Source organism: Pseudobacteroides sp. (genome assembly GCF_036567765.1).
Lineage (GTDB): Bacteria > Bacillota > Clostridia > Acetivibrionales > DSM-2933 > Pseudobacteroides.
In genome coordinates this window covers 36,901-61,913 of record NZ_DATCTU010000121.1, presented here as the reverse complement: position 1 = coordinate 61,913, position 25,013 = coordinate 36,901, and the positions used below count along the sequence as shown (strand labels likewise).

At 38.3% G+C, this 25,013-nt stretch carries 15 protein-coding genes; 7 read left to right on the top strand and 8 right to left on the bottom strand.

All coding sequences use genetic code 11. The features are described 5' to 3' along the window. The first annotated feature begins 669 nt into the window (after positions 1 to 669). Positions 670 to 3,360, top strand: a complete 2,691-nt coding sequence (locus VIO64_RS20130) for a beta-L-arabinofuranosidase domain-containing protein (protein WP_331921536.1) — start codon at positions 670 to 672, stop codon at positions 3,358 to 3,360. 184 nt (positions 3,361 to 3,544) lie between these two features. On the opposite strand, the gene VIO64_RS20125 is transcribed toward VIO64_RS20130, so the two are convergent. Then, positions 3,545 to 4,336, bottom strand: coding sequence for a hypothetical protein (locus tag VIO64_RS20125; protein WP_331921535.1), 792 nt, complete (start codon positions 4,334 to 4,336; stop codon positions 3,545 to 3,547). Between the two features lie 194 nt (positions 4,337 to 4,530). Between VIO64_RS20125 and VIO64_RS20120 the strand changes: the two genes are divergently transcribed. Next, positions 4,531 to 5,865 (top strand): PTS transporter subunit IIC, encoded by a 1,335-nt coding sequence (locus tag VIO64_RS20120; protein ID WP_331921534.1) that lies wholly within the window; start codon positions 4,531 to 4,533, stop codon positions 5,863 to 5,865. A gap of 128 nt (positions 5,866 to 5,993) precedes the next feature. Further along, complete coding sequence (locus tag VIO64_RS20115) at positions 5,994 to 6,635, top strand: superoxide dismutase (RefSeq protein WP_331921533.1); 642 nt, start codon at positions 5,994 to 5,996, stop codon at positions 6,633 to 6,635. Positions 6,636 to 6,673: 38 nt separating this feature from the next. Here the strand turns inward: VIO64_RS20115 and VIO64_RS20110 are convergent, their stop codons facing one another. The 5 genes from VIO64_RS20110 to VIO64_RS20090 all read right to left on the bottom strand — a co-directional run bounded on the left by VIO64_RS20110 (position 6,674) and on the right by VIO64_RS20090 (position 16,930). After that, positions 6,674 to 11,407: an S-layer homology domain-containing protein gene (locus VIO64_RS20110; protein ID WP_331921532.1), complete on the bottom strand. Its 4,734-nt coding sequence runs from the start codon at positions 11,405 to 11,407 to the stop codon at positions 6,674 to 6,676. Positions 11,408 to 11,587: 180 nt separating this feature from the next. After that, complete coding sequence (locus VIO64_RS20105) at positions 11,588 to 14,248, bottom strand: cation-transporting P-type ATPase (protein WP_331921531.1); 2,661 nt, start codon at positions 14,246 to 14,248, stop codon at positions 11,588 to 11,590. 186 nt (positions 14,249 to 14,434) lie between these two features. Then, positions 14,435 to 15,127 carry an SDR family oxidoreductase gene (locus tag VIO64_RS20100; protein WP_331921530.1) on the bottom strand — a complete coding sequence of 231 codons (693 nt, stop codon included), beginning with the start codon at positions 15,125 to 15,127 and terminating at the stop codon, positions 14,435 to 14,437. Further along, positions 15,124 to 16,134, bottom strand: coding sequence for an SPL family radical SAM protein (locus VIO64_RS20095; RefSeq protein WP_331921529.1), 1,011 nt, complete (start codon positions 16,132 to 16,134; stop codon positions 15,124 to 15,126). The genes VIO64_RS20100 and VIO64_RS20095 overlap by 4 nt, the downstream gene beginning before the upstream one ends. Beyond that, a complete protein-coding gene (locus VIO64_RS20090; RefSeq protein ID WP_331921528.1) occupies positions 16,094 to 16,930 on the bottom strand; it encodes a nucleoside phosphorylase in 837 nt (278 codons plus the stop codon). The genes VIO64_RS20095 and VIO64_RS20090 overlap by 41 nt, the downstream gene beginning before the upstream one ends. 204 nt (positions 16,931 to 17,134) lie before the next feature. On the opposite strand from VIO64_RS20090, the gene VIO64_RS20085 reads away from it, so the two are divergent. Next, positions 17,135 to 18,667, top strand: a complete 1,533-nt coding sequence (locus VIO64_RS20085; RefSeq protein WP_331921527.1) for a PLP-dependent aminotransferase family protein — start codon at positions 17,135 to 17,137, stop codon at positions 18,665 to 18,667. 40 nt (positions 18,668 to 18,707) lie between these two features. Further along, positions 18,708 to 19,922, top strand: a complete 1,215-nt coding sequence (locus VIO64_RS20080; protein WP_331921604.1) for a PLP-dependent aminotransferase family protein — start codon at positions 18,708 to 18,710, stop codon at positions 19,920 to 19,922. Here the strand turns inward: VIO64_RS20080 and VIO64_RS20075 are convergent. Together VIO64_RS20075 and VIO64_RS20070 are read right to left on the bottom strand one after the other, a co-directional pair. Further along, on the bottom strand, positions 19,899 to 20,864 hold the full coding sequence (locus tag VIO64_RS20075) for an ImmA/IrrE family metallo-endopeptidase (RefSeq protein ID WP_331921526.1): 966 nt from the start codon (positions 20,862 to 20,864) through the stop codon (positions 19,899 to 19,901). The genes VIO64_RS20080 and VIO64_RS20075 overlap by 24 nt on opposite strands. Positions 20,865 to 21,011: 147 nt before the next feature. Beyond that, the gene (locus VIO64_RS20070; RefSeq protein ID WP_331921525.1) at positions 21,012 to 21,440 is read right to left on the bottom strand and encodes a helix-turn-helix transcriptional regulator; all 429 of its coding nucleotides are present in this window, start codon (positions 21,438 to 21,440) and stop codon (positions 21,012 to 21,014) included. Between the two features lie 168 nt (positions 21,441 to 21,608). Between VIO64_RS20070 and VIO64_RS20065 the strand changes: the two genes are divergently transcribed. Continuing rightward, positions 21,609 to 24,713 (top strand): Ig-like domain repeat protein, encoded by a 3,105-nt coding sequence (locus tag VIO64_RS20065; RefSeq protein WP_331921524.1) that lies wholly within the window; start codon positions 21,609 to 21,611, stop codon positions 24,711 to 24,713. Next, complete coding sequence (locus VIO64_RS20060) at positions 24,694 to 24,846, top strand: hypothetical protein (protein ID WP_331921523.1); 153 nt, start codon at positions 24,694 to 24,696, stop codon at positions 24,844 to 24,846. Before VIO64_RS20065 ends, VIO64_RS20060 begins: the two co-directional genes overlap by 20 nt. Positions 24,847 to 25,013: the final 167 nt, after the last annotated feature.

Genomic DNA, 25,013 nt, shown 5'->3' with positions numbered 1-25,013 from the left:
TTTAAGATAAAAAATATTGTCTTATGTCGGATAATGAAAATATATCTGGGGAGATAGTTCGAATATATGGTAGGAGTATGAAAGTTCGTTTTATGTTATTTAATGTATGTAATTTTTAAGGACAATAAGAGCAATATATTCATGGGATAAAACATAATATTACTTTTCCAGCTATGTTAATCCAGTAACTATACTAATTTTATCATAGGATATATAAAGGTGTAAAGCAAGATATACGTTATCTTCAAAATTAATTGGCATATATTCTTTTCTCTTAAATACAAAATATAAATTATCCATCATTAGGCTATCTCAAAAGTTCCTATTTTTTATTAGATCAGAAAGGTTTTGTATTCAGTAGTATAGTTCTTCAGTTTATACTAGAAGTATATACCGGAATGTAAATCTTCCAAATGAAACTTATACACTTAAAGCTTCACCGTTAATGCTGGATATACCGGAGACGCTTAGGGGCTTTTATACTTATAGCTGCAAATTTAATACCATAGTAAGAAAGATTTAATACTATGGTAAGCATTTCACTAAAATTTTTAACAAATATCAAAAAAAAGTCCATTTATAGAAAAAATTCATTTTATATAATAAATATATGAATTTTATATTTGCATTGTTCTGTATGCATTGCATTACGGTAATGGAGGAGAGATTATGATTAAGAACGTAAAAAAGTCTATTAGTGTATTATTGGTATGTTTAATGGCTTTATCACAAATCATTGTCATGCCGACCCCAGCTGAAGTCACAGCCGCAAGTGCGGAACAGCTCCAGGAATTTGATATGGAACAGGTTAAGATAATCGATCCGTATTATGTGAACGCCTTTAATAAAGAAGTTGCATATTTGAAAATGCTTAATGCTGATCGTCTGGTAGCTGGATTCAGAGAGGTATCGGGATTGCCCAAAAAAGCAGACAGATATGGCGGTTGGGAAAATACCATGATTCAGGGCCATACATTGGGACATTACCTGTCGGCTATTGCCAAGGCATATAAAAACACAAAAGGTGATGCAGCATTAAGTACCGAATTAAAAAACAAAACCGATTATATCATCAACGAACTGGAAGCCTGTCAGAATAAATTTAGTAGAGGCTACTTGTTTGCAACCCCTGAAACACATTTTGATGTTATTGAAGGCAGATCGACAGGTAATAGCTGGGTGCCATGGTATACAATGCATAAGATTTTGTCCGGTCTTATCGATGTTTATATATACGAAGGCAATCCAAAAGCATTAAACATAGCCCAAAAATTGGGAGACTGGGTCTATAACAGGGCATCAAAATGGGATAGTGGGACACGCTCAAGGGTGTTGGGGGTGGAATACGGCGGAATGAATGATTGTCTTTATGATTTGTACAAAATTTCAAAAAGCAGCAACCATTTGACAGCAGCCCATCTATTTGATGAAACTAATTTATTTAATACCATTGCTGCAGGAACCAACAATTTACCAGGCAGACATGCCAATACTACCATTCCTAAGTTTGTCGGTGCTTTGAACCGCTATCGTACACTGGGAAGTGCTGAAAGCTCCTATTTGACTGCTGCACAGCAGTTTTTCACCATTGTATTGAGGGATCATACCTATGTAACAGGGGGGAACAGTGATAACGAGCATTTCGGGCAACCTGGTAAACTGTTTGCTACTGCAACAAATGTTAACAATGAAACATGCAATACATATAACATGCTGAAGCTTTCCAGAGAACTGTTCAAGGTGACGGGAGATGTAAAATATGCCGATTACTATGAAAAAACGTATTTAAATGCAATTATGGCATCACAAAATCCTGAAACCGGAATGTCAATGTACTTTCAGCCAATGGCTACAGGGTACTTCAAGGTTTTTGGTTCAGAAACAAATCACTTCTGGTGTTGTACCGGAACTGGAATGGAAAACTTCACTAAGCTCAATGACAGCCTGTATTATCAAAACAGTACAGACTTGTATGTAAACATGTATTTAAGCTCAACACTGAACTGGAGTGAAAAAGGGCTTTCGTTGATTCAGTCAGCCGATTTGCCTAGTTCCAGCAGGGTGATATTTACCATTAACTCAGCACCTTCCACTGCAGTCAATATAAAATTCAGGTCCCCGGCATGGGTCGCAGCAGGGCAGAATATAACCGTTTCAGTTAATGGTGCTGCAGTCAATGCATCAAAAGTAAACGGTTACGTCAGTGTCAACAGAGTATGGCAGGCCGAAGACAAGGTGGAGTTAAATTTACCTATGGAAGTGCAGGTATCAGGGCTTACCGATAAACCAGATTGTGTTGCATTTACATATGGTCCTTATGTTTTAAGTGCAGGCCTTGGAACCGCCAGCATGACTACAGCTCCCCATGGTGTACAGGTATTGAAAGCAACCAAAAATGTGACAATTAAGGACTACATTCTTATAACGGACAGTGTTAATACCTGGATCGGCAATATTAAAAACAACATGGTAAAGACACCTGGTAAAGTAGAGTTTACTTTACGAAATACAGATGAAGATAATAATTTGAAATTCACTCCCCACTATCAAAGATATAAGGACAGGTATGGTATTTACTTTACTCTCATGAAGATGGATGCTGCGGCATTGGAAGCTTATCTTAGGGAACTACGTGAGAGGGAAGCCAGGGCAGCATTGACAATAGATGAGGTGCCGATTACAAATGATCAGTATGAACTGCTCCATAATCTGCAGGGGAACTCGACGGGAGGAAGCTTCAACGGCCTTATGTACCGTCATGCAAATGTAAATCCTGCAACAAATGGTGCAGCAAGCTCGGTTACAGGAGCAGGATGGTTCAGCTATGATATGTCTGTGATTCCTTCCATAACAAATTACCTCGTAGCCAAATATTACAGCGGTGATGCCGGAAGAGCCTTTAACGTCCATATAGATGGCCAGTTGTTAAAGGAGGAAACTATTCAGGCAAAAAATCCTACCGGCTTTTATGAAGTACAGTACAAGATTCCCATGGCATGGCTGACTGGAAAATCAAAGGTAACAGTTAAATTTGCCAATAGGGGGGCAAGCATTGTTGGGGGCGTATTTGGGATCCTTTATATTTTAAAGGATCCCAACGAGGTAATACCTACGCCTACACCTACCATTCCTCCTGCCACCCCAACACCGACAACTCATCCTTTCCTTGTTGCGGAGGATTTAAACCACGACGGGGTCATAAACATGGCAGATGTCATACTTGTGGCAATCAGCTTCAATTCCGTCCGTGGAGACTTAAGATATGCTCAGGCATATGACTTGAATAGTGATGGAGCTATCAACATGAGCGACATTATACTTATAGCTGCAAAGTTTAATACCATAGTAAACAGAATTTAGTACGATAATAGCCAGTAAATATAAGGGTAAGTAATTTTTTAATCATACCTTAATAAAATTAAATTTTGGGGGTAAAATTATGTCAAGAGGTGATTCTGTAAAAACGATTTGATGAGTGTAATAGATTTTTGGTTTTAGCAAATGGAGAGTAAATTATAATTGATAGTAGAGCATTACTTCTAAATCAAGAATTGCTAAGACTTTTTGGTAATAAGAATTTTATATAAACCCAAAAGAATATAAATGAAATGCAAGCAAAGTACCACTTATAAAACATAATTGTAGACGCGGGAATTATAATGAATAAAGAAAAATATACCCAGTTTTTAAGGTTGCTTATGAATCTCTTTTCAAAGAGTATTTCCATAAAAAGCAAAGCAAAGAAAAAATAAAAAAGAGAATTTATAAAAGTTAAAACAACACATAATTTTTCCAGATTATCAGATATTGAGAACTGATAAACAGATATTAATATATAAAAAGCAACAAATAAGACGCCGGTAAAAAATATAAAGGGCTGAATGAATGAGCTGGCTTTTATACTGTGAAGGAAGTAACGTATTGAGCTTATTGAGTCATCAGATCTGTAGCTGACAACATCTTTTTGAATACGTTTAACTCGAAGTATCTCTTTCCCCAGCTCTTCTAAAATTTCATATAGATTATCTTCATTCTTCCATAACTTCCAATTCATAAACCTTATTAGCAGGTTCTTGGGAAGATATGGATAAGCCTTTATCAGGCTGCTATCCAATAAAGTATCAGATGACCAGTTGTCAATATATTTACGTAATTCAATCAGAAGCTGTGCATAAACCTCTAATGCTTTATTGGCACGGTCAAAATTATTTCTTTCTGCTTCGATATAAGTATTTCTGATTTCTTTGTAAAGCCATATTATAACAGCAAAAGTGCCTGCAATTAAAAATGTTTCAGTTTGGTTGTTTTCTATTGCTCTAATAAGTACGTCAAACATATTGGTGAACCGCCTTGGATTAAACTCATTAATATAAATATATAAGAGAATAGGCTGCTTAATACTTAATAGTTGAATTTATAGCAGATAAATATCTTCTAGACATTATTAAAGTGTTTGTGATATAAAAGTACTTATATTGTTGATTTAGGCAATAGAAATATACTTCAAAACTTTAAAAAATGGAGAGTAAAATGGATATTGTTAAACAAGCTGCAATGTATTTTCTGGGCTTCAAACCCTACGTTATGCTTCCGGTCATTATTTTTATCCTTGCCCTTATATTCAGGATAAAGTTGAGAACTGCTATAACATCTGCATTTACTATTGGGATAGGATTTATAGGTATATTTATTGTATTTGATTATTTCGTAGCAATAATAAACCCTGTAATACAGAACCTCATTAAAAGAACGGGACTTAACCTCAATGTCTTGGATGCAGGCTGGCCGCCTTTGGCAGCTATTACATGGTCGTTCGCATTTGCACCTGTATTTATAATTCTAGTTATGGCTGTAAATATAATTTTGCTGATCACAAAGCTTACCAAAACCATAAACATAGACATATGGAATTACTGGCATTTTATCTTTACCGGGGCTTTGGTTTATAATGTAACTCAAAACATTTTTCTTTCTTCTTTGGCTACAGTTATTATTTGTGTGATAACCCTTAAGATAGCTGACTGGAGTGCACCTTTAGTCAACAAATTTTCAGGGATGGAGGGTATATCCATTCCTACTCTTTCAGCTGCAACGTACTTCCCGTTTGGAATACTAGGGAACAAGCTTATTGACAAGATGCCATTTGTTAACAAGATTGATGCCAATCCTGAGAAAATGAAAGAAAAAATAGGTCTTGCCGGAGAGCCAATGATTATTGGATTTGTTATCGGCATCCTGCTGGGCATAGGCGGAGGCTATGACACAAGAAAAATAGCCGAGCTGGCTTTCGGGATTGCAGCAGTGATTTACATACTTCCCAAAATGGCCAATATTGTTGGTTCTTCACTAATCCCAATATCTGAAGGAATGAAGGGATTTATAAAAAAACGTTTTCCCGGTATTGGAGGAACCTATATTGCCCTTGATGTGGCAGTCCTGGTAGGTATTCCATCCGTGGTTGTAACCGCAATACTATTGATGCCTGTTGCATTAATCCTGTCTTTTACTCTTCCGGGTGTAAAATTCATTCCTCTTGGGGATTTGGTTAATATCATGGGTTCTGTTGCACTGGTATGTGCTGCGACTAGAGGTAATGTAATAAGATCTTTTTTAATAGGAATTCCAATTGTGGTGATACACTTGTACACAGCTTCCAACATGGCCCATGTGTATACCAAACTTGCGGGAAGTGTGAATTACAAGCTTGAGAACTACTCAGGTACGTTTACCAGCTTTCTTGACGGCGGAAATGTGATAAGGGTATGGGTGGTAAAGCTTTTTGTTGGAAATACCTATGCATTGCTGTTGATTCCGGTATTTATACTTATATTTTACTTAACCAGGAAGATAGCCAAGAGAGGATGAAATGCTTTAATCCCAAAAACAGAGGAATGCAGCCAAGATTACGGCTTATTATATATTTTTGCACAATATAAGCCCCTGTTGAATAATATGCAGTAAACGTGACTATTAACAAGGGGGCTTTTAATTTCATGCAGTATACAATGATTTTTCCCGGGCAGCACCAGCTTCCTCCACTTCCGTATGCTTATAATGCTCTTGAGCCTGTAATAAGTGCCAGAACCCTTAGAATTCATCATGACAAACATCACAAGTCCTATGTTGATGGCTTGAATAAAGCAGAATTAAGCTTGGTTGATGCACGCAGACGGAATGATTTTCAGTATATAAAGTATTGGGAAAAGGAATTGGCCTTTAACGGCTCGGGACATATTTTACACAGTATTTTCTGGACTGTCATGGCTCCAAGCGGAACTGGAGGACAGCCGGGGCCTCATACCACAGCACAGATAAATAACTACTTTGGCAGCTTTGATGCATTTAAAGAGCAGTTTAAAAATGCCACTGAGAAGGTTGAGGCATCAGGCTGGGGTATATTAACATGGCAGCCTTCATGGAGGCGGATGGAAATTTTGCAGGCAGAAAAGCACCAGAATTTAACACAGTGGAGTGGGATTCCCATTCTAGTATGTGATGTTTGGGAGCATGCTTATTATCTTGATTATCAAAACGAACGAAGGAAATTTATCGATGCATGGTGGAATATTATAAACTGGTATGAGGTTGAAAGAAGGCTAGTGCTTGGAATGAACGGTCAGGTTCATTTAGTGTGAAAGCGGACCGGGAGGCCCGCTTCACAATTATAGTTAATTTACAGCTTCTTATAAAGTCTGTATAAAATTATAGCTGCATCCCCTCTTGTACATGAACTCGTGCCCTTGAAACTGTTGTCGGGCTTTTTTACAATAATGCCTTCTCTGTTTCCGAGTGCAACGAATTTTTTTGCCCACTGCGGAATACTTTGCTTATCGACAAAATTCAAGTATTTGTCCAGATTTTTGGGATAGTAATATCCTATTCTTTCGTTAAGGGTGGCGGCACATATTTTTACTATTTCCTGTTTGTTAATGACTTTGCTGCCTCTGAATGTTTTGTCTTCATAACCGGCTATTATTCCTTCAGCACATGCAATGGATACTACATTGTAGTACCAGGCGGTTTTTAAAACGTCCTTAAAGTCACTAGCTGCATTATCATCATTGAGGTTCAGGCCTTTTATTATGAGGCTTGTAAACTCGCTTCTGCTGATAGATGCATGAGGGTCAAAGGAATTCTGGCTTCGTCCGCTTATTATGCCTTTTGAAGCCAGAGCCTCGACGGCCTTTTTCATTTCGGAGGATTCCTTTCCAATGTCCTCAAAGGATTTTTTATCTTCCACAATGAAATAGTCACCTGCAGATGCGGTACTAACCCTGAGTATTTTATAATCCAAATCCTCGTGTCCCCCCATATTATAAACATTGCCATCCGATTCGTGCATTATGGCACTATATTCGGGATTTCCAGAACCGTATGGGAGCTCATACCCCAATTTTTTGCTGAGCTTTTTAAGTATTCCAATTCCAGGGTTTGCAAAATTCATGCTAACTCTAGTACTCTTTATGTTTTTAATGTCAGGAGATGTTTTTTTACTTTCGGCAAGAGATATTGTCAAACCGTTTTTCAACTGAGTATCTGCATTCTCATTATATAAGATAACATTTCCTAGGTTTGTAGAAACCTTCACATCTACCTTTTCTTTCATGACATTTACAATATCTTTATTAAAGTTAAGGCTCAATTCCTTATGGGTACCTTCTACCAGAATATTTATCCGAGTGCGTATATCTCTTATATCTTCATCAATATAAGGCTTTAAAATCTTTTCAACATCATTTTTAGCTTCCTTTGCTTTTTGGCTTTGAGGTAGAATGAAAACTTTGTTTATGTCCACAGAACTATTTACACTTTTTACTCTTCTTAAGCTTATATCCTCAATTGTTTTTTCAGCCTTTCTTATGAGTACCTCATTCATGTCATTATATGTATCCGATGTAGCTTTATATTGATCAACTATTTTAGATACCTCATCCTTAAATGTGGTTATTTTTTTATTGTAGTCCGAAGCCGATATTATGGTAACAGGCTCGGGAGTACTTGTGGAAGCTTTCGTAGGTGAGGGCACAGGTGTTTCTGAAGCCTCGGGGGATGGAGCACCCGGATAGCCGGTTTGAGGGGTGTATATATAAACCGGGCTGTTGGGCACTGGGGTTGTGGTACTTTGAGAAGGTGTAGGCGTAGGAGGGGACGTGAGCGTAGGAGAAGATACCGGGGAAACCACAATCTCATTTGTGTTGACTTCCATATTGCCCCTGTAGGATATTGTATATTTAATTTTCTTACCACAATCTGAGGGATCAATCTCAGGTACCTTGATTATTGCTGTATTTGTGCTAGCATCAAAGTCGTATACACTGAACGTGACAGACTGGGGTGAAGACCCGTTTATTATTCTGTTGACGTAAAAATCCTGCTGGTTTACTGATTCCACATATGCACCTTCAATTTGTACTTCAATAGTATCGTCTAATAACGAAGCACTGCCTATAAACGGTTGGACAGGCATATGCTCGGGTTCCCATAAGGTATAGCCATTTACCCTTCCAAGCCTGAAAAGGTAACCATCAGCATCTATATAACTACTTGTTCTATGGCCTGTTGAGAATTGGATGACATTATCGGTAATGAGTGTTGGTTCGATAATATTTGATTGAGTGTCCCTAGGTACAATCTGGTTATCAGAGTTGTCTCCCCAGCCCCAAAGTGTGCCATAGGTATCTAATGCAAGGACATGGCTGTCAGATACAGATAAATCATTAATAAAGTCCATTATTTCTGCAGGTTGGTTATTAGTGCCCTCTGTGACTCTTCCTAATTGACCTTGGTCATTAGAGCCCCATGAATACAGTGAATTATCCATTGTTAAGGCGTATGCTGATTGGGTTGAAGCAAAAACTTCCTTTATTCCTTCATTAACATTATCCATAATTCTTTTTGGGGTGTTACTAAACGAATCAGATTCTAAAATATACCCCAATTGGCCATATTCGTTATTACCCCATGTCCACAAGGTGTTATCTGACTTTATTGCATAGCAGGAATAATACTTTATTTTTATTTTCTTTACTTTATCCATAATTGCGACGGGTTTACTGTTTGAATCTGATATATTGCACATTTGTCCAAAAGTATTATCACCCATACCCCACAGGTTGTTATCTGTTTTTATAGCCATAAAGTAATCAGGTCCGCTGGCAACATCAATAACATCATCCATTATTTTTTTTGGAGTTACATAGTTAGGTAAATCTCCACCAAGCTGACCTCCGGAATTATCACCCCATCCCCAGAGTGTGTTGTCGTTTTTAATTGCAAAGCATGTTGAATAATCACCGCTGATCCTATAAACATCATCCATTATATTTATAGGCTTGGAGCTATGGTTTGTAGTATTATCTCCTAATTGGCCATAACTGTTACTGCCCCAGGTCCAAAGCTTTTTGTCCTCGGTGACAGCCAGAATGTTTCCCTCATTGCCTATAGATACATCGGTTACATGTTCCAGCATTTTTACAGGGTGGGTAAGCATAGCTGCTTCACTTTCGGTTCCAGCTGCTTCATATATTATGTTGCTCCACTGCCAAAGACTGTTGTCACTTAGAATGCCAAGATATATTTCGTTATTGGTAAATACTTTTTTCCATTTTAGGGTTGGAATTTGAGCAAATCCGATAAAAAAAACTCTATATCCGATTCCAACCAGTGAACCATCCCCCATTAACAGAGCTGCATGGTATCGCCCTGCAGCGACTTGTTTTACATTTCTGTATGTGCTGGGATCAAGATAGAATGCTTCGCTGTGATTTTGCCAGAGGCTGATTGTCTTATTTCCATTTAATGCAATTATGTAATCACTTCCGGCATGTATTGATTTTGCACCTGAAAGTTGCTCCAGCGTGGAAGGTAGACTTGAAGGATCATCTCCCCAGAGATGCACAAATCCATCCGAAGAAAGTGCTGCTGCAAAGTTATATCCGACGGAGATATCAATATAGTTTTGAGATTGGCTTAGGGAGGCGTATTTCCCATTGCCAATATCACCCCAGTAGACAATGCTTCCATCATGGTTTATTGCTGCACTGTGACTATCACTTGCTGCAATGGCTTTTACACCGGATAGCTCATCTGGAATATCACACTGACCGTAATAATTATCCCCCCAAGCGATAACAGTACCGTCATTCTTTAAAGCAAGGGTAAAACCATATCCTGCAGCTATAGCCTTAACATCTTTCAGACTAGGTGGAACATCACACTGATAGGATGTATTATTTCCCCATGCCACTACAGTGCCATCATTTTTAAGAGCTACCGAATGGTCATAACCGGTCGCAACAGCTTGTACATCAGAAAGATCCGAAGGGACCGAACACTGTCCGTAATCATTGTTACCAAATGCAGTAACAGTTCCGTTTACCTTAAGCACAAGCGTGAAATCATTACCTGCAGCTACTGAACGAATTTTAGTTGAATCAGGTGTAAGGCTTTGTCCGAAATCATTTAAACCGAAGCACTGGATAGACCCATCTTGTTTTAATATTATTGAATGATTATTTCCGGCGGAAATTGACTTTACATTGGTAATACCTTGGGGCATAGAGGGGCCACCGCTTGTGGGTGAACCGGTTTGAAAGCCTCCTGTATAATAGCCCCATGCTGCTAATGTTCCGTCTTCCGATAATGCTAAGGAATGACTTCCACCTGCAGCAAGGGATGTAATATTTAAAAGGTTTTGTGGTATTAAATCCCAATTGCCGTTGTGCTGGCTACCCCATGCAACTATGGTTCCGTCATTCTTTAATGCTAAAGAATAGTTTGTCCCTGCAGCAACAGCCTTAACATCCGATAAAGATTCCGGAACGTTGCACTGATTGGCATAGTTATAACCCCATGCCACCACAGTTCCGTCTTCTTTTAGTGCAAGGGTATGATCATATCCAGCTGAGATTGCCTTTACATTTTTCAAATCTTCCGGAATTGTAGTTTGTTCATATTGGTAGGGATTATCACTCCATGCAACAACAGTACCATCTTCTATAAGTGCAACTGAAAAATCATATCCTGCCGATATGGCTTTTACTTTGGACAATCCATCAGGAAAATTTCTTTTTAATCCGTTATTTGTTACAGAACCCCAGCTTGTTACGGTACCATCATCTTTTAATGCCGTAACATGATTACTACCTGCGGCAATAGCTTTGACACCGGAAAGCCCTGAAGGAACATTACATTGGCCGTAGTCATTCCGGCCCCATGCTATAACTGTTCCATCATTTTTTATAGCTGCTGAAAAGGAATCGCCAGCAGCAACTTCAGTATAAATTGTGTCAGTCTGCTTTGTCTGTATAACAGTAGCATCGCTATCGGCAAATGTCCATGTTTGGTTTAATGGCAACAGATTTAGAAACAGGGATAAAGATAGAAAATAAACTAAAAACCGCTTCACAAAATCATCTCACTTTCTTTAATAAAACATATTAATAAAGCTACTTCCAATATATATAATAATCTTTCTTGTAAAGGAATTACAAGAAGAATTTTTCTAGATAGAACAAAATCGCATGGGATTACTTAGACATAAAAAAGGCAGCCGTATAAGCTGCCTGATATTTTTAGTTAATATTTTTTATTGCTTTTTAGATATAAATAACTTTGAAACTACTTTCTCAACCTCCATTACGATAAAGGTTCCAATTCCTATTGCAACTATTTTTATCCAAACATCGCCTGAAAGTGGCTCTGTTTTAAAGGCACTGTTCATAAAGGGCAGGTAAATGAATGCCCACTGCAAAACTGCCATTGTAAGAATACCCAAGAATATAAATTTATTGGAGAAGAATCCTATTTTTATAAGGCCTGCATGTAATGAGCGGCTGTTGATAAGATATGCAGCCTCTATAACAATAAAAACTGTTACTGCTGTAGTTCTTGCTGCTTCTATACTGCTGCCGTTCCTTATTGCATGATCGAACATGAGGAAGGACGCAGCAAGAAGAATTATACTTACAATAATTATCTTTACTATTAGCTCTTTTGTTAAAATGGGTTGAGACGGGCTTCTGGGTTTCTTCTGCATAATTCCCGGTTCTTTTGGCTCAAAAGCAAGCATAAGGCCAAGGAACACTGCTGTAGTCATGTTAATCCATAAAATTTGTGTCGGAGTTATGGGTAAAGTAATTCCAAGGAAAATGGCAAGAAGTATGACCAGACCTTCACCAAGGTTGGTGGGAAGGGTCCATGTAATAAATTTTGTGAGATTGTCAAATACACCTCTTCCTTCCTCAACAGCATTTTCTATTGTGGCGAAGTTATCGTCCATGAGTATCATATCTGCTGAATCTTTAGCCACTTCAGTACCGGTGATTCCCATTGCGATACCGATATCCGCCTTTTTCAAGGCTGGTGCATCATTTACTCCGTCGCCTGTCATCGCAACAACATGGCCTAAGGCTTGCAGTGCTTCAACAAGCCTTAGCTTTTGCTCGGGAGTAACCCTTGCAAAAACGTTATTTGAAGCCGCAACACCTTTTAATTCCTCGCTGCTTAGTTTTTCAAGCTCAATTCCTGTATACACCTTGCTGTCCTTGCCTGTAGGGGCAATTCCAAGCTGCTTTGCAATTGCCAATGCGGTGACTGCGTGGTCTCCTGTAATCATTTTTACTATTATACCTGCATCATGGCATTTTTTGATGGCAGTGATGGCTTCCGCCCTTGGGGGGTCGATCATTCCCTGAAGACCTAAAAATGTAAAACCTTCCTTTAAATCTTCCTCAACTATTTTATTGTTTGATGTAACCTTATAAGCAAATGCAAGTACCCTTAGTCCATCTGATGCTATGATGTCGTAAGCCTTTGTTACATTGCCGCCAGTGTTGCTGATTTTTGAAAGTTTTTCCAGGGAGCCCTTCATATAAATACGGTTTTCCCCGTTTTCCGTCTTTATCAATACAGCCATATACTGCCTTTCGGACTCAAAAGGCAATACCTCCAGACGAGGGTTGCTCCTTATAAGAAGATCATTATCAATTCCTGCTTTAGCTGAACAAACAAGCAGGCTGATTTCAGTAGGATCCCCTTGTATTTCACTACCTCCTTCTTTGAAATTTATTGAACTGTCGTTGCAAAACACCCCACACCTTAAGCATTCCAATAAACTTTGGTCGTCATCCAAGTTAACCTTATTTCCATTTGCAAGAATACTGCCATCCTTGTCATAACCCTGACCTGATACATCATAGTATCCCTTTTCGGTCCATATTTTTTTAACGGTCATACGGTTTTCCGTCAGGGTGCCTGTTTTATCGGAGCAAATAACAGTGGTGCTTCCAAGGGTTTCAACTACTGGTAGCTTTCGTGTGATTGAATTCTTTTTTGCCATTCTCGATACGCCGATGGCAAGTGTTGCTGCCAGTGCTGCAGGAAGTCCTTCGGGAATTGCACCAACAGCCAGGGCTATTGCTGCTTTAAACATATCCAACCAGCCTTCCCCTCTGAAAACACCTACAGCAAACGTTACTACTGCCAGGATGCCTATTATGTACATCAAAAGTTTGCTGAATCCTGCAATTTTCTTGATCAGGGGTGTTTCCATTCTGACTGTTTCTTTCAACAGATTGGAAATCTTTCCGACTTCGGTATTGGTTCCTGTAAATACAACGATTCCATAGCCTTGACCGAATGTAACAAAGGTTGATGCAAAGGCCATATTAACCCTATCACCTAAAATAACGTTTTCTCCAATGGCTTTACTGTTTTTCTCTACTGGAACTGACTCGCCTGTTAATGCTGCTTCCTGTATTTTTAGTTGGTTAGTCTGAAAAAGTCTCAGATCTGCAGGTACTTTGTCTCCAGATTGGATAAAAACAATGTCTCCCGGTACTAATTGCTTACTGGAAATTTTTATTTTCCTTCCGCTTCTTATGACAGATGCCTCGGTTTCAATGGAACCTGCAAGGGATTCAAGAGCCTTTAATGCTTTAGCTTCCTGAACAAAACCTATTACTCCATTAAGAAGAATAACTCCGAATATTACCATAGAATCAATTTGCTCTTTCATAACCAGAGTTACAATAGCTGCAAGCAATAGAATATATATTAAGGGCTGATGAAATTGCCTTAAAAAGAGGAGCCACAGGCTTTCCCTTTTTGCCCTTGCCAGCTCATTGGTACCGTATTTTTTTAGCCTGGCAGCTGCTTCCTCATCGGTTAAACCTTTATCTTTGCTTGTTTGAAGCGTTTTTTCTACCTGACCATCCTTTAGCATAAAAACATTTTGTAGATTAGTCATATTTTCATCCTTTCTTTTTTCCATATTAAAAGTAATCAATAATACTTTTAATATAACGTACATTAAGTTTTATATTATATACTCAATTGCAGCCATAAAATCATTTCTATTTTTGGCATAATCGAGATATTTATTCATATGCTGATTTCTCAGCAATATATCTACTTTTTTCTTTTGAGCCTATTGCTATTTTCTTTTGATCCGGTTAATCTGAGGGCGAAGAGTTATATCACTGACAACAATATTTTGGTTGTTTGAAAGGACATATTCTACTGCATCAGCTACCTGGTCAGCTAAAATTACTGCACCTTCCACATCTTCATAGGTAAAATCAAGTGAGTCGTAAAAATTGCTTTTGGTAATATCGGGATGAATGGTGGTTATTTTTATACCGGACTTTCTGACCTCTTCAAAAAGGCTTGTGAGAAAGTGGGAAAGGCCAGCTTTAGTTGCAGCATAAGCACATCCATGTGTACTGACTTTTTTTGCAGTTACAGATGATATTGATAAAATCGTCCCCCTGCTGTTTTTTAACGGCCTTAGAAGGAGTCTGCAGAGGACAAGGGGGGCTTCTAAGTTAGTACGTATCATAGTTTGAATATCCTTAACGGATATCTGCTCATGGGTACCGAAGTATCCCACACCTGCATTGTTTATAAGAAGATCTATCTGGGGAGCACAATCTATTATTGAGGTAACTGCCTTTGTCAGCTCATCAGTGTTTAAAAGATCACATTGAACCGGTATAAACCTGTCGTGTGAATAAGTACTGTCTTTAGAGCGTGACAGTCCATAGACTTTATAATTTAGGGAAATCAGCCTTTTTACAATAGAAAGGCCTATACCTTTTGATGAACCTGTTAATATTGCAACCTTCATAATGAAAATATTCTCTCCTTCTTAATGTATTGTGAAAGCATTTTAATGTGATTTGATTTGACTTTTTCCTGAAGTTCCAATGGATAAGATATTATATCATCAATCAGACAGTAGTCTTGTGCAAACAGTGATGAATTATTATGCTTTCCTATTCTTTTGAAAAACTCATTGGACATGCGGAAAAATCCATATCCAACATCAAAAACACTGTCCGGATTGATTTTATTAAAGATATACCTGAAAAAGGGCTCATAAAGATCATCTGTTTCAGGATTTATAAATACAGGGTCAAGACAAAGTCTTACCTTATAACCTTCATTTATCGCTGTATTTATTGCCTTTAATCTGATATCTAGAGATGGTGTATGCTTTTCAAATTTTCTAATTATTTCCTCCGGAGAGAGGGTAAAAGCGATAATGATATTATCCAAAGGGGAATAGGCTTTATAAAAGCTTTGACTCCCGCTTTTGGTACGTATTTCAACTGTTATATTTGTGTTTGAATTGAAGAACTCATAAAAGTAATCCATGTATGGAATTAATTTGTGGAATCCAATCAAATCAGTGTCATATGAAGCCGCCAGATATAAGGGTGCATTTAAAGAGGCATTTTTAATGGCTGTCTTATATTCATGGATATTTACAAATGCCACCAGGTTTGCTGATGGGTACATACCCTGAAGATAGCAGTACTCACAGTTAAAAATACAGTTTAACAAGAAGGATGTGTAATAAAAGTTGGCATGTCCAAAGCTTTGGCAAACCTTAGGACCCTCATAGAGGAAAGTATCTTCCTTAACAGCCAGTATTAATGACGGGTATTGCTTTTGAATACTGAAGTTCTGCTTTTTGCGGTTGAAAACATCCTTATAGCAGCGTATTTTGACAACCGGAATACAGGGATGATCTTTTAAAACGTCCCTGGTTATCGGATAGTCAAAAGCATTTTCTTCAATATAAATTGTATTAAAAGGCGTCTTGCCTGATATCTTTGATGACTTGTTCAAAAATTTTCTTCCCTTCAGGTTTGGTATTAGCGTTGTTCTTTATATGCTTTTCCAGGACTTTTAAAGGCATCAGTCCTTTTCTCTTTAACTTTTTTACTTCCACATTCAGAATTTGCTTCATGGCGGAAGAAAGCCTGATATTTTCTGAAATTATTGAGATAATCTTCTCTTCTTCCTCAAAGGAAATTGAACTGGATAAGCTATTAACTTTTCCAAGTTTATTAATAATTTTTTCTATGGTTGGTATGTTACATTTTATATAGTCTCTAAGCCGTAGTTTTTCAAGGTTTTCTGGCATCAAAAAATCTGAAACTATCTTAATTAGGGCAACCTGATGAGCGTAGAAAAACTTACAGGCTGCTTCCATAATTCCTGCAGACTCCATATCAAAGAGATTATCCATATATTGGGTATGGTTATGTTTAACCGGTTTTGAGCAGCAGAATATAGATTCATTAGGCAAACCATCCCCGACAAAAACATCAGGGTAATAGTCCTTTCCGGTATCCAGGTCAGTAACCTTGTTTATTATAAGAAGACTGCCAAGTGGATATTTACCCATTCTGGCACCACAAAGTCCTATATTAATTAATAGATTATTGCCAGTTGCATTGTGTTTTGAACTCAAGAAGGTTGCTGCCATCGCGGACTTAACCTTTCCAACTCCGCTTACTATAAGTGAGATCTCATTGTTGCGAAATACAGGAAATGGATGAATGGACATATCCCTCTTAAGCTTATAGTGATCAATAATAGGAGAAGCTTCCAGCATAAGTGCGGTTATAATAAATATCATACCTATATATGCCCCTCTATTTACAATAAAATCATAATAATTTCAAGTATGTATTATATCATATATTTCCAACAGAGCAAAGCTCATCTTAACTGTCCAAAATATTATAATATATTCTGATCCATAATTGGATGGTTATAATAATATGGCATTGGATGTTGTTAAAGGAATATTTTAGATATATAATTAAATTGGATTAGTCCAATGGAGGTGATTGGTATTAAAATTGCTATCGATAAAAGTATTAATACCCCAATATATATTCAGATATTTGAACAAATCAGGGAGCAAATCATTCGGGGACAGCTGATTTCCGGTTTTAAGCTTCCCCCTGAAAGAAAGCTTGCAGACAGCCTTGGCGTAAATAGAAGCACTGTATTGAATGCTTACAGGGAACTTAAAGCAGAGGGATTGGTAGAGTCCAGAGTTGGAAACGGCACTGTTGTCCTATCCTCTATACAGGAGGAGAGCAGCAATGCGAATGAGTTTAAAGAACCTACATGGAATCATATATTCAGCCAGTATTCAGCAGGTTTTGATTCGCATTTGGTAAAGGATTTACTTACTCTGGCAAGCAGAAAGGATGTAATATCATTTGCCACAGGTGTTGCAGCACCGGAAAGCGGGCCTATAGAAGCTTTGGAAGGAATCGAGAGAGAGATCATCGAAAACCGCAACTTCAGGGCTCTATTTCATACACCTACAGAAGGATTCACATCCCTTAGGACTGCTATTAGCGGGTTAATGCACAGAAGAGGTGTATATTGCAGCTATGAGGAAGTAATGGTTCTTTCAGGGTCTCAGCAAGGCATTGACATTGCTGCAAGGGTAATACTTGATCCTGGTGATATAGTTGTAGTTGAAGAACCTACATTTTTTCCGGCAGTCCAGGCATTTAAGGCCATTGGAGCCAGGATACTGAGTGTGTCTATAGATGAAAACGGAATGAGGATAGATGTTTTAGAGCAGCTTCTTCAAAGGTACAGGCCAAAGCTCATTTATACCATGCCCTCTTTTCACAATCCATCCGGTGTTGATATGGAGCTGGATAGAAGAAGGCGGCTTATAGAACTGGCCAACAGGTACAGGATATTGATCATGGAGGATGATGCCTATGGAGACTTGTGTTATGACGGGCATCAACTTCCGCTCCTAAAATCGATGGACAGCAGCGGATATGTAGTTTATATAAGTACATTTTCCAAAAACGTATATTCAGGTTTAAGACTTGGATGGATGGTTGCTCATAAAAAGGTGGTGGAGAGGTTTGCAGCGGTAAAGCAGGTAACCGATTTGCATTCAAGCAGCTTATCCCAAACCATAATAGAAAGGTTTATCTTAAGTGGAGGCATTGATAGGCATATGGCTAAAATATGCAGGGAGTATAAACAAAAAAGAGATATCATGTGCGATGCTCTTTCAAAGTATGCTCCAAAGGGTATGACCTGGAGCAGGCCTAAGGGTGGGTATTATGTATGGTGTAAACTTCCGGAAGGGGTATCTGCATTGGAGCTTGTACCTAAGGCGGCAGAAAAAAATGTTGCTTTTATTCCAGGCTCAGCCTTTTATGCATCACCAGGCCTGGAAGATGGCAACCTGCGTTTGAATTTTACCTTTGCAGCGTTAAAAGATATAGATAAAGGAGTATTTAGATTGTGCGAGGCAATAAAGGAATTGATGCAGGCCAGTAAGAAGGATGATATTTATACAGACATAGAAATAAACCCGATAGTGTAATTGAATGCTTTTAATCTGGGATGGAGGTGCAGCGTATATGCTGGAATATAAATTTGCAAAAAGAATACAAAATTTGAGGGCTTCAGAGATAAGGGAAATTCTAAAGGTGACAGAAAGGCCTGAGGTGATTTCTTTTGCAGGAGGCCTGCCTGCCCCGGAGCTTTTCCCGGTTAAGGAAATTAAAGATGTAACAAGGCTGGTGCTTGAGGAAAATGGAGCCAAAGCCCTTCAATATACCACAACTGAAGGGTATACTCCTTTACGAGAATGGATTGCGGACAGAACCAACAAAAACATGGGTTCAAGTTTTGGCTATGAAAATATCCTTCTAACTCATGGATCTCAGCAGGCTTTAGATTTAACAGGCAAGGTGTTTTTGGATGAGGGTGATGTGGTACTTTGTGAAAGCCCTACATACCTAGCTGCTATAAGTGCATTTAAGGCATACGGCTGCCGATTCAAGGAGGTACCCACCGATAATGACGGGATGATTCCCGATGAACTGGAAAGCATACTCTACTCTACTCAAAATGTTAAGCTCATTTATGTTATTCCTGACTTCCAAAATCCCACTGGAAGGACTTGGAGCGTTGAAAGAAGAGAAATGCTGGTTCAGGCGGCCATGAAACATAACATAATCATTATAGAAGACAATCCATACGGTGAACTGAGGTTTGAAGGGGAAATGCTTCCTTCTGTAAAGTCTTTTGATAAAACAGGCTTGGTAATTTGCTTGGGCACATTTTCCAAAATATTTTGTCCCGGTTACAGAATCGGCTGGGTAGCAGGAGAGGAAAAAATAATATCCAAGTATATACTTGTTAAGCAGGGAGTTGATTTGCAGTGCAATACAATGGCTCAGATGGAGATTGCCAAGTATCTTGAGCTTTATTCAATTGATAAGCACATTTCCAATATAAAGAAGGCTTACAAGAGAAGAAGGGACACTGTTGTTAAGGCTATGGAGGAGGAGTTTCCTGAGGGGGTAACTTTTACAAGACCTGAGGGAGGACTGTTTGCATGGGTTGAGCTTCCGCCTGATGTAGACTCAAGGGATGTTCTTCAAAAATGCCTCGAAAAAAATGTTGCATTTGTTCCGGGAGGAGCTTTTTTTCCCAATGAAAACAGGCAGAACACCATGAGAATTAACTTTTCAAACATGCCTGAAGAAAGAATAGTAGAAGGCATAAAACGTATATCCGATGTTTTAAGAGAATTTATTCATGCCAAGCTACAAGCTTCCCTCGGCGATTGATTCAGACATCAATTCAGGCTGTTCTTCATACCAAGGCTTAATGTAGCCCCCTTTAAAGAATTCCGTTTTGCTTCCGCATATTTCACAATACCTGCCATTGCCAGTGCTGTGGTAGTCACAATGAGGATTATGCTCATTGGTGCAGGTGTTTATTATAACTGCTCCGCATTTATTACAGTTGCTGCTTAAAATGCAGCCGCTGTCATCGCAACAATTGGGACAGGCCAGTGCTTCGCTGTTATTGTTAACCTCAATTCCCTTGTAGTAAGTCTTAAGGATGCCATTCTCATTGTCCTGCCATTTGCTGCCGCAAATCATGCAGTATTTTGAAAAGAAGCTTCTTTCGGTATTGCCACATTGTCTGCAAACAACGCTTTTCCTAAGGGTTAAAAGATCAAGTCGCCGTAAAACATGGATTCTTGTTGTTAATGCAGACACTGAAACATTAAAAAAATCAGCCACAGCTTCTAATGAATAAAAGTTGCAGTTAAGAAGGATGCTTTGAGGCATGAGGAGCCTGCCGGCAAATTCATTGGCTTCTAAATCCTCTATAAATCTTTCGTCAGTGGTTTTAACATCATCACTTATTGAAAGATGATCAAGAAAAATATGGCCCAGTTCATGTGCTATTGTAAAGTTCAATCTTCTGTCTCGTGACTCCTTAAAAGGGTAATTTATTTTATTTTTATTTAAAATTATCTGGTAATCGTGGCTCTCGGGATTATATATAGATATGGCATCAAAGCTGCTGCTGACATTTGAAACAGTTCCAACCTGAAGAGACAGGCTATTGTTGCTGCTGATAACATCAAGGAGCTGCACACAATCAATAGGCCATTTTGTTATGAAGTACGTACTGAAAAACCTTCGTATTGTATAATCTATAAACTGTCTGCGGTATTGGGGAATCTGTTCAATAGTATAATTGTCTATCTGATTCATAGGGTTATCCTCCGTAAATGGAACATGTGTTCTGTATAATTATACAGAAATCCCTATATATTGTAAATAGGCAAGTTGAAATAAATTATGGGATATTCTGTGAAATTATGAGAGAGCCTTTGTTGAGCAGGCTACAAAGGCTCCTGTTCATTTCTTCTTTTTTTTATTCAAAAGGGACTTTGCAACGGCTTTTATTGCGGATATGTCATCTTCCGACAGCTCTTTGGATATCCTATAGGCAATATTTGCCCAGTCGCTGTCCTTCTCGTACATTTCCTTAGCCCGTCGTAATATATCTACTACATTTCCCTTATCATCCCTGAATACCTTTTCGGTATATCCTGAATGATCAATTGTTTCTTCTATATAACCCGCTTTTATCAATAGTTCTTCATAAGGTACCTCTAAATGAGGAGCTAGTGCCCTAAGCACAGCAGGTGTAGGATTTTTTCTTTGGCCTGTCTCAATTCTCCAGACTTCAGTATTGCTTATTCCTGCCCTTTCAGCAAGCTGACGCTGGGATAACTCCATTTGGGTCCTTATGGATTCGATATATTTCCCGAGTTCTGTTGACATTATGGATCACCTCAATTTTAATTATATACCATAAGTTGCTTGTAAGCAACACTTTATTAATAAATTGTGGCTAAATATTGACGAATGAGAACGAAACTGGTAAAATGGACGTGTAACCATTAAGAGACAGAACGTTATAATATTAATTTTTAGGAGGAATACACGAATATGACTAAAAAGAGAGCAGCAATTTTATTTGTAGTTATGCTTCTTGCATTAAGCATGCCAGTAATTATTTTTGGGGAATCATACAGCGAAAGCGACATAATGGGTGACGGTATGACGTTTACTTATGACTCTGATGAGAATCCCTGGACTGAAGACGAGCTTCAGCTACTAAGAAGGGCAGTTAATGATTTTTATCCTGAGACCCTAAAAGTTTTTGGTAGACCGTTTATGATAATGACAGTCAATATAGCTAAGGACCCCAATTTGAGTTCGGATGGAGTTTTTGAGGAAAATACAATAAAACTCAAGGGTTTAAATGACTTGTCGGTAGTCCTAAATCAAATGCTTTATATGTTCCGTGGTGGGTGCAGAGTAAAGCTGGACAGCTTTGACAAAGGTATGGTGTCTGCTGCAGCAAGAGTAATTTTAGAAAGGCTTCCTCAATACAGAGACTGTATAAAACCCGGTAATATTTATTATGAAGCTTTGAATAGTGAAATAATAGGGGGTAACTATAGAGACGGGCTTGACCCAAGGTTGCATGATGAGTTATGTAGTTATGCGTGGAACAAGGTTTATATGGAGAATGAAGAATTTTTTGGATGGTTCAATGTTGCCTTGTATCAAAAATATATGTATGATAGCGAAATTATAAATTCGGAGGATAGGCTGATCGAGCTGGCAGAAGAAGTCCAGGAGACTGTTGAAGGAATGAAGTTTAATGAATGGTACGAAAGACAGGGATGCTTGAAGGGAAAACCTGCAAAGGGTATTTTTATGAATCAATACCCAATTATGGATAAGTTAGCAGTGCCACAGTTATTTCACCGATATGATTACAATAGGACTATTCTGAGGGATTATGAAAGTCTTGCTTGGGAAGTTACAGATTGCTACGGGGACGAATTAATTTCAGGAAACAGCACTGAGGGAGATAACTTGGAGGATATAGGAGAAAAATTAGGTTCCATTGGCTATAGAGGCAGAATAAAAGTTAAATATAAAGCAGAATATTCCGGTAATATTATTGAAGATGTTTTTTATCAGTATTGGGATACAAAAACAGAAGATTTGGGGGTCTTTGGAGTTTTGCCCGACTCTAACAACGGGATAATCAGGTTTTATACTGAGGATGACAGGTGTATAGAAGCTAATGTTTTGAACGGTGCTTTTACAGCTCCGGAGCTTAGGGATATAAAGGGTAAAATGGTTACTGTATTTAATGACTTAAACGGCAATGTATTTGAAAAAAGATTCAATAAATATGAAGGAGATTATTTTCTCTTACTGGCACCTCCTGCTCCGCTTGGCCTAAGCGTTAGTCATGAAAACGGTATTGTGAAGCTCCAATGGTCGGGAGAGCTTGGAATAGACTTATACAAAGTAAAAAGAAGCACAGCACCTGGAGGAGAATATGTTACTATAGCTGATAATATTGCCGGTGTTGGAGAGTTGGTTACTTTTACAGATTCTGTGGCTGATGATATCAAATATTTTTATACTGTGTCGGCAATAAGCGGAGGTAATGAAAGCCTCAGCAGTCCTGCAAAGACATGGGGCGAACTGTACAATACATCGATATATTTAACAAGAAATGGACAATACTATACAGTAGGTAACCCAGTTGCACTTGGAGTAGATGTTATTTCTAAAGAGGGATTCTCTCCAACCGGCAGCGTAATTTTCAGAGACGGTGATTTAATAGTAGGCGAGGCACAGCTACAGCCTTTTGATAATAATCGTTCAAGAGCATACATAACATTAACTTTTAATTCTATTGGTGCACATAGAGTTGTAGCAGAATATATCGGAAATGACATACTCCAAAATAGTACTTCAGAAGTACATGAGTTATTAATTGAGAAGCCTGAGATGTATATAAACTTATCATTCGTTCCGTATATTTCGGTGCCGGGTCAGCCTGTAGTTTTAACAGCCATTGTATCCGGAACATATAATGAGCTGCCTAAAGGCACTGTTACCTTCAATGCTGGGAGTATGATACTTGGCAAATCCAAATTGACTCCGCTGTCAAGTGGCAATAAGGCTATGGCTCAAATAGAAGTAAGCTCATTGCCCGAAGGTAAACACTTAATATCGCTAGATTATTCGGGAGACGAAAGTTATCAAGTAGTTTCATCTGCAATGGAACACTTGGTTAGCGATAAGTTTACAGTTACAGAGACCTCATTAAAGAGTAATTATAATCCCATACCTTATAGTGAGTCGGTTATGTTAAAGGCTGTAGTAAAGAGCTTAGATGGACAGGTTAAAAGCGGAAGGGTTGTATTCAGAGATCTTGATGAGGTTCTTGGGACTGCACATCTAGTGCCTGTGGAGGGTGCAGACTATTCAGAGGCGGTGCTTGAAAAGAGAATAAATTTTGTAGGTGTTCATCATCTAACTGCAGAATATCAGGAGGGTGATACCTATGCAGGAAGTGTGGGAAGTTTGGACCTGCTGCTTGTCAGCAAAGAGCGTAAATCTATAGAATTAAGTACCCTTAACGATTCTCAGTCAGGTGAACAGATTTTATCTGCTGAATTAACTTGGACACAAAAAGAGGTGTTTCCTACCGGAAAAGTAATATTTAAAGACGGAGATACAGTTATAGGAGAGGCTCCTTTCCTAAGGGTAGATGAAAGAGAGGCTACAGCAACCTTGAAGCTTAAAGGCCTTATACCTGGGCTGCATAACATAACAGCGGTTTATAACGGGGATATATGCTTTGATGGTTCTTCTGATTCAGAGGAGATTGCAGTTACTGCTCCTGTAAAAAAGAAGTATAAGATATCGGGTTATTTGGAATCAGATTCCAATGAAGAGCTCTCAGGATTTTCGGTACAAATCCAAGGAACTGGTTATTATGCTGTTACAAATTCCAACGGGTATTTTGAATTAGCAGATGTTAATGAAAGTGATGAAGGCTGCTCAATTAAAATAAGTAAAGCCGGGCATTTATACAGGATAATTGCTTTAGAAAAGCTCAATGAGGATTTGGAGATTGGCAGCGAATCCTCCAGGATTCAAATATGGGGCGGTGATATTGATCAGGATGGAACAATTAACATGAAGGGACGTTATCATGATAGCCAGGTTGTTTAATGCCAATTTGAATGATGCTGCGTATAATGCACAATGTGATTTAAATCTGGATGGTGCAATCAACTTAAGTGATATTGTTATCATTGCAAAGCACTTTAATTCATCTGCATCATCGTATGTGAAGGTAATATAGGAGAGCGTGTTTGCTAAAAGCAACATAGTTCAAAAAATTTAGAATAAGTATTGACGATAGGTGACGAGTCTGGTAAGATAATAATGTAACCTATAGGACACGCAAATAAATCGGTTATATAATCGATAAACGTTGAAAGTTGTTAAGAATAGCTACAAATTAATAAA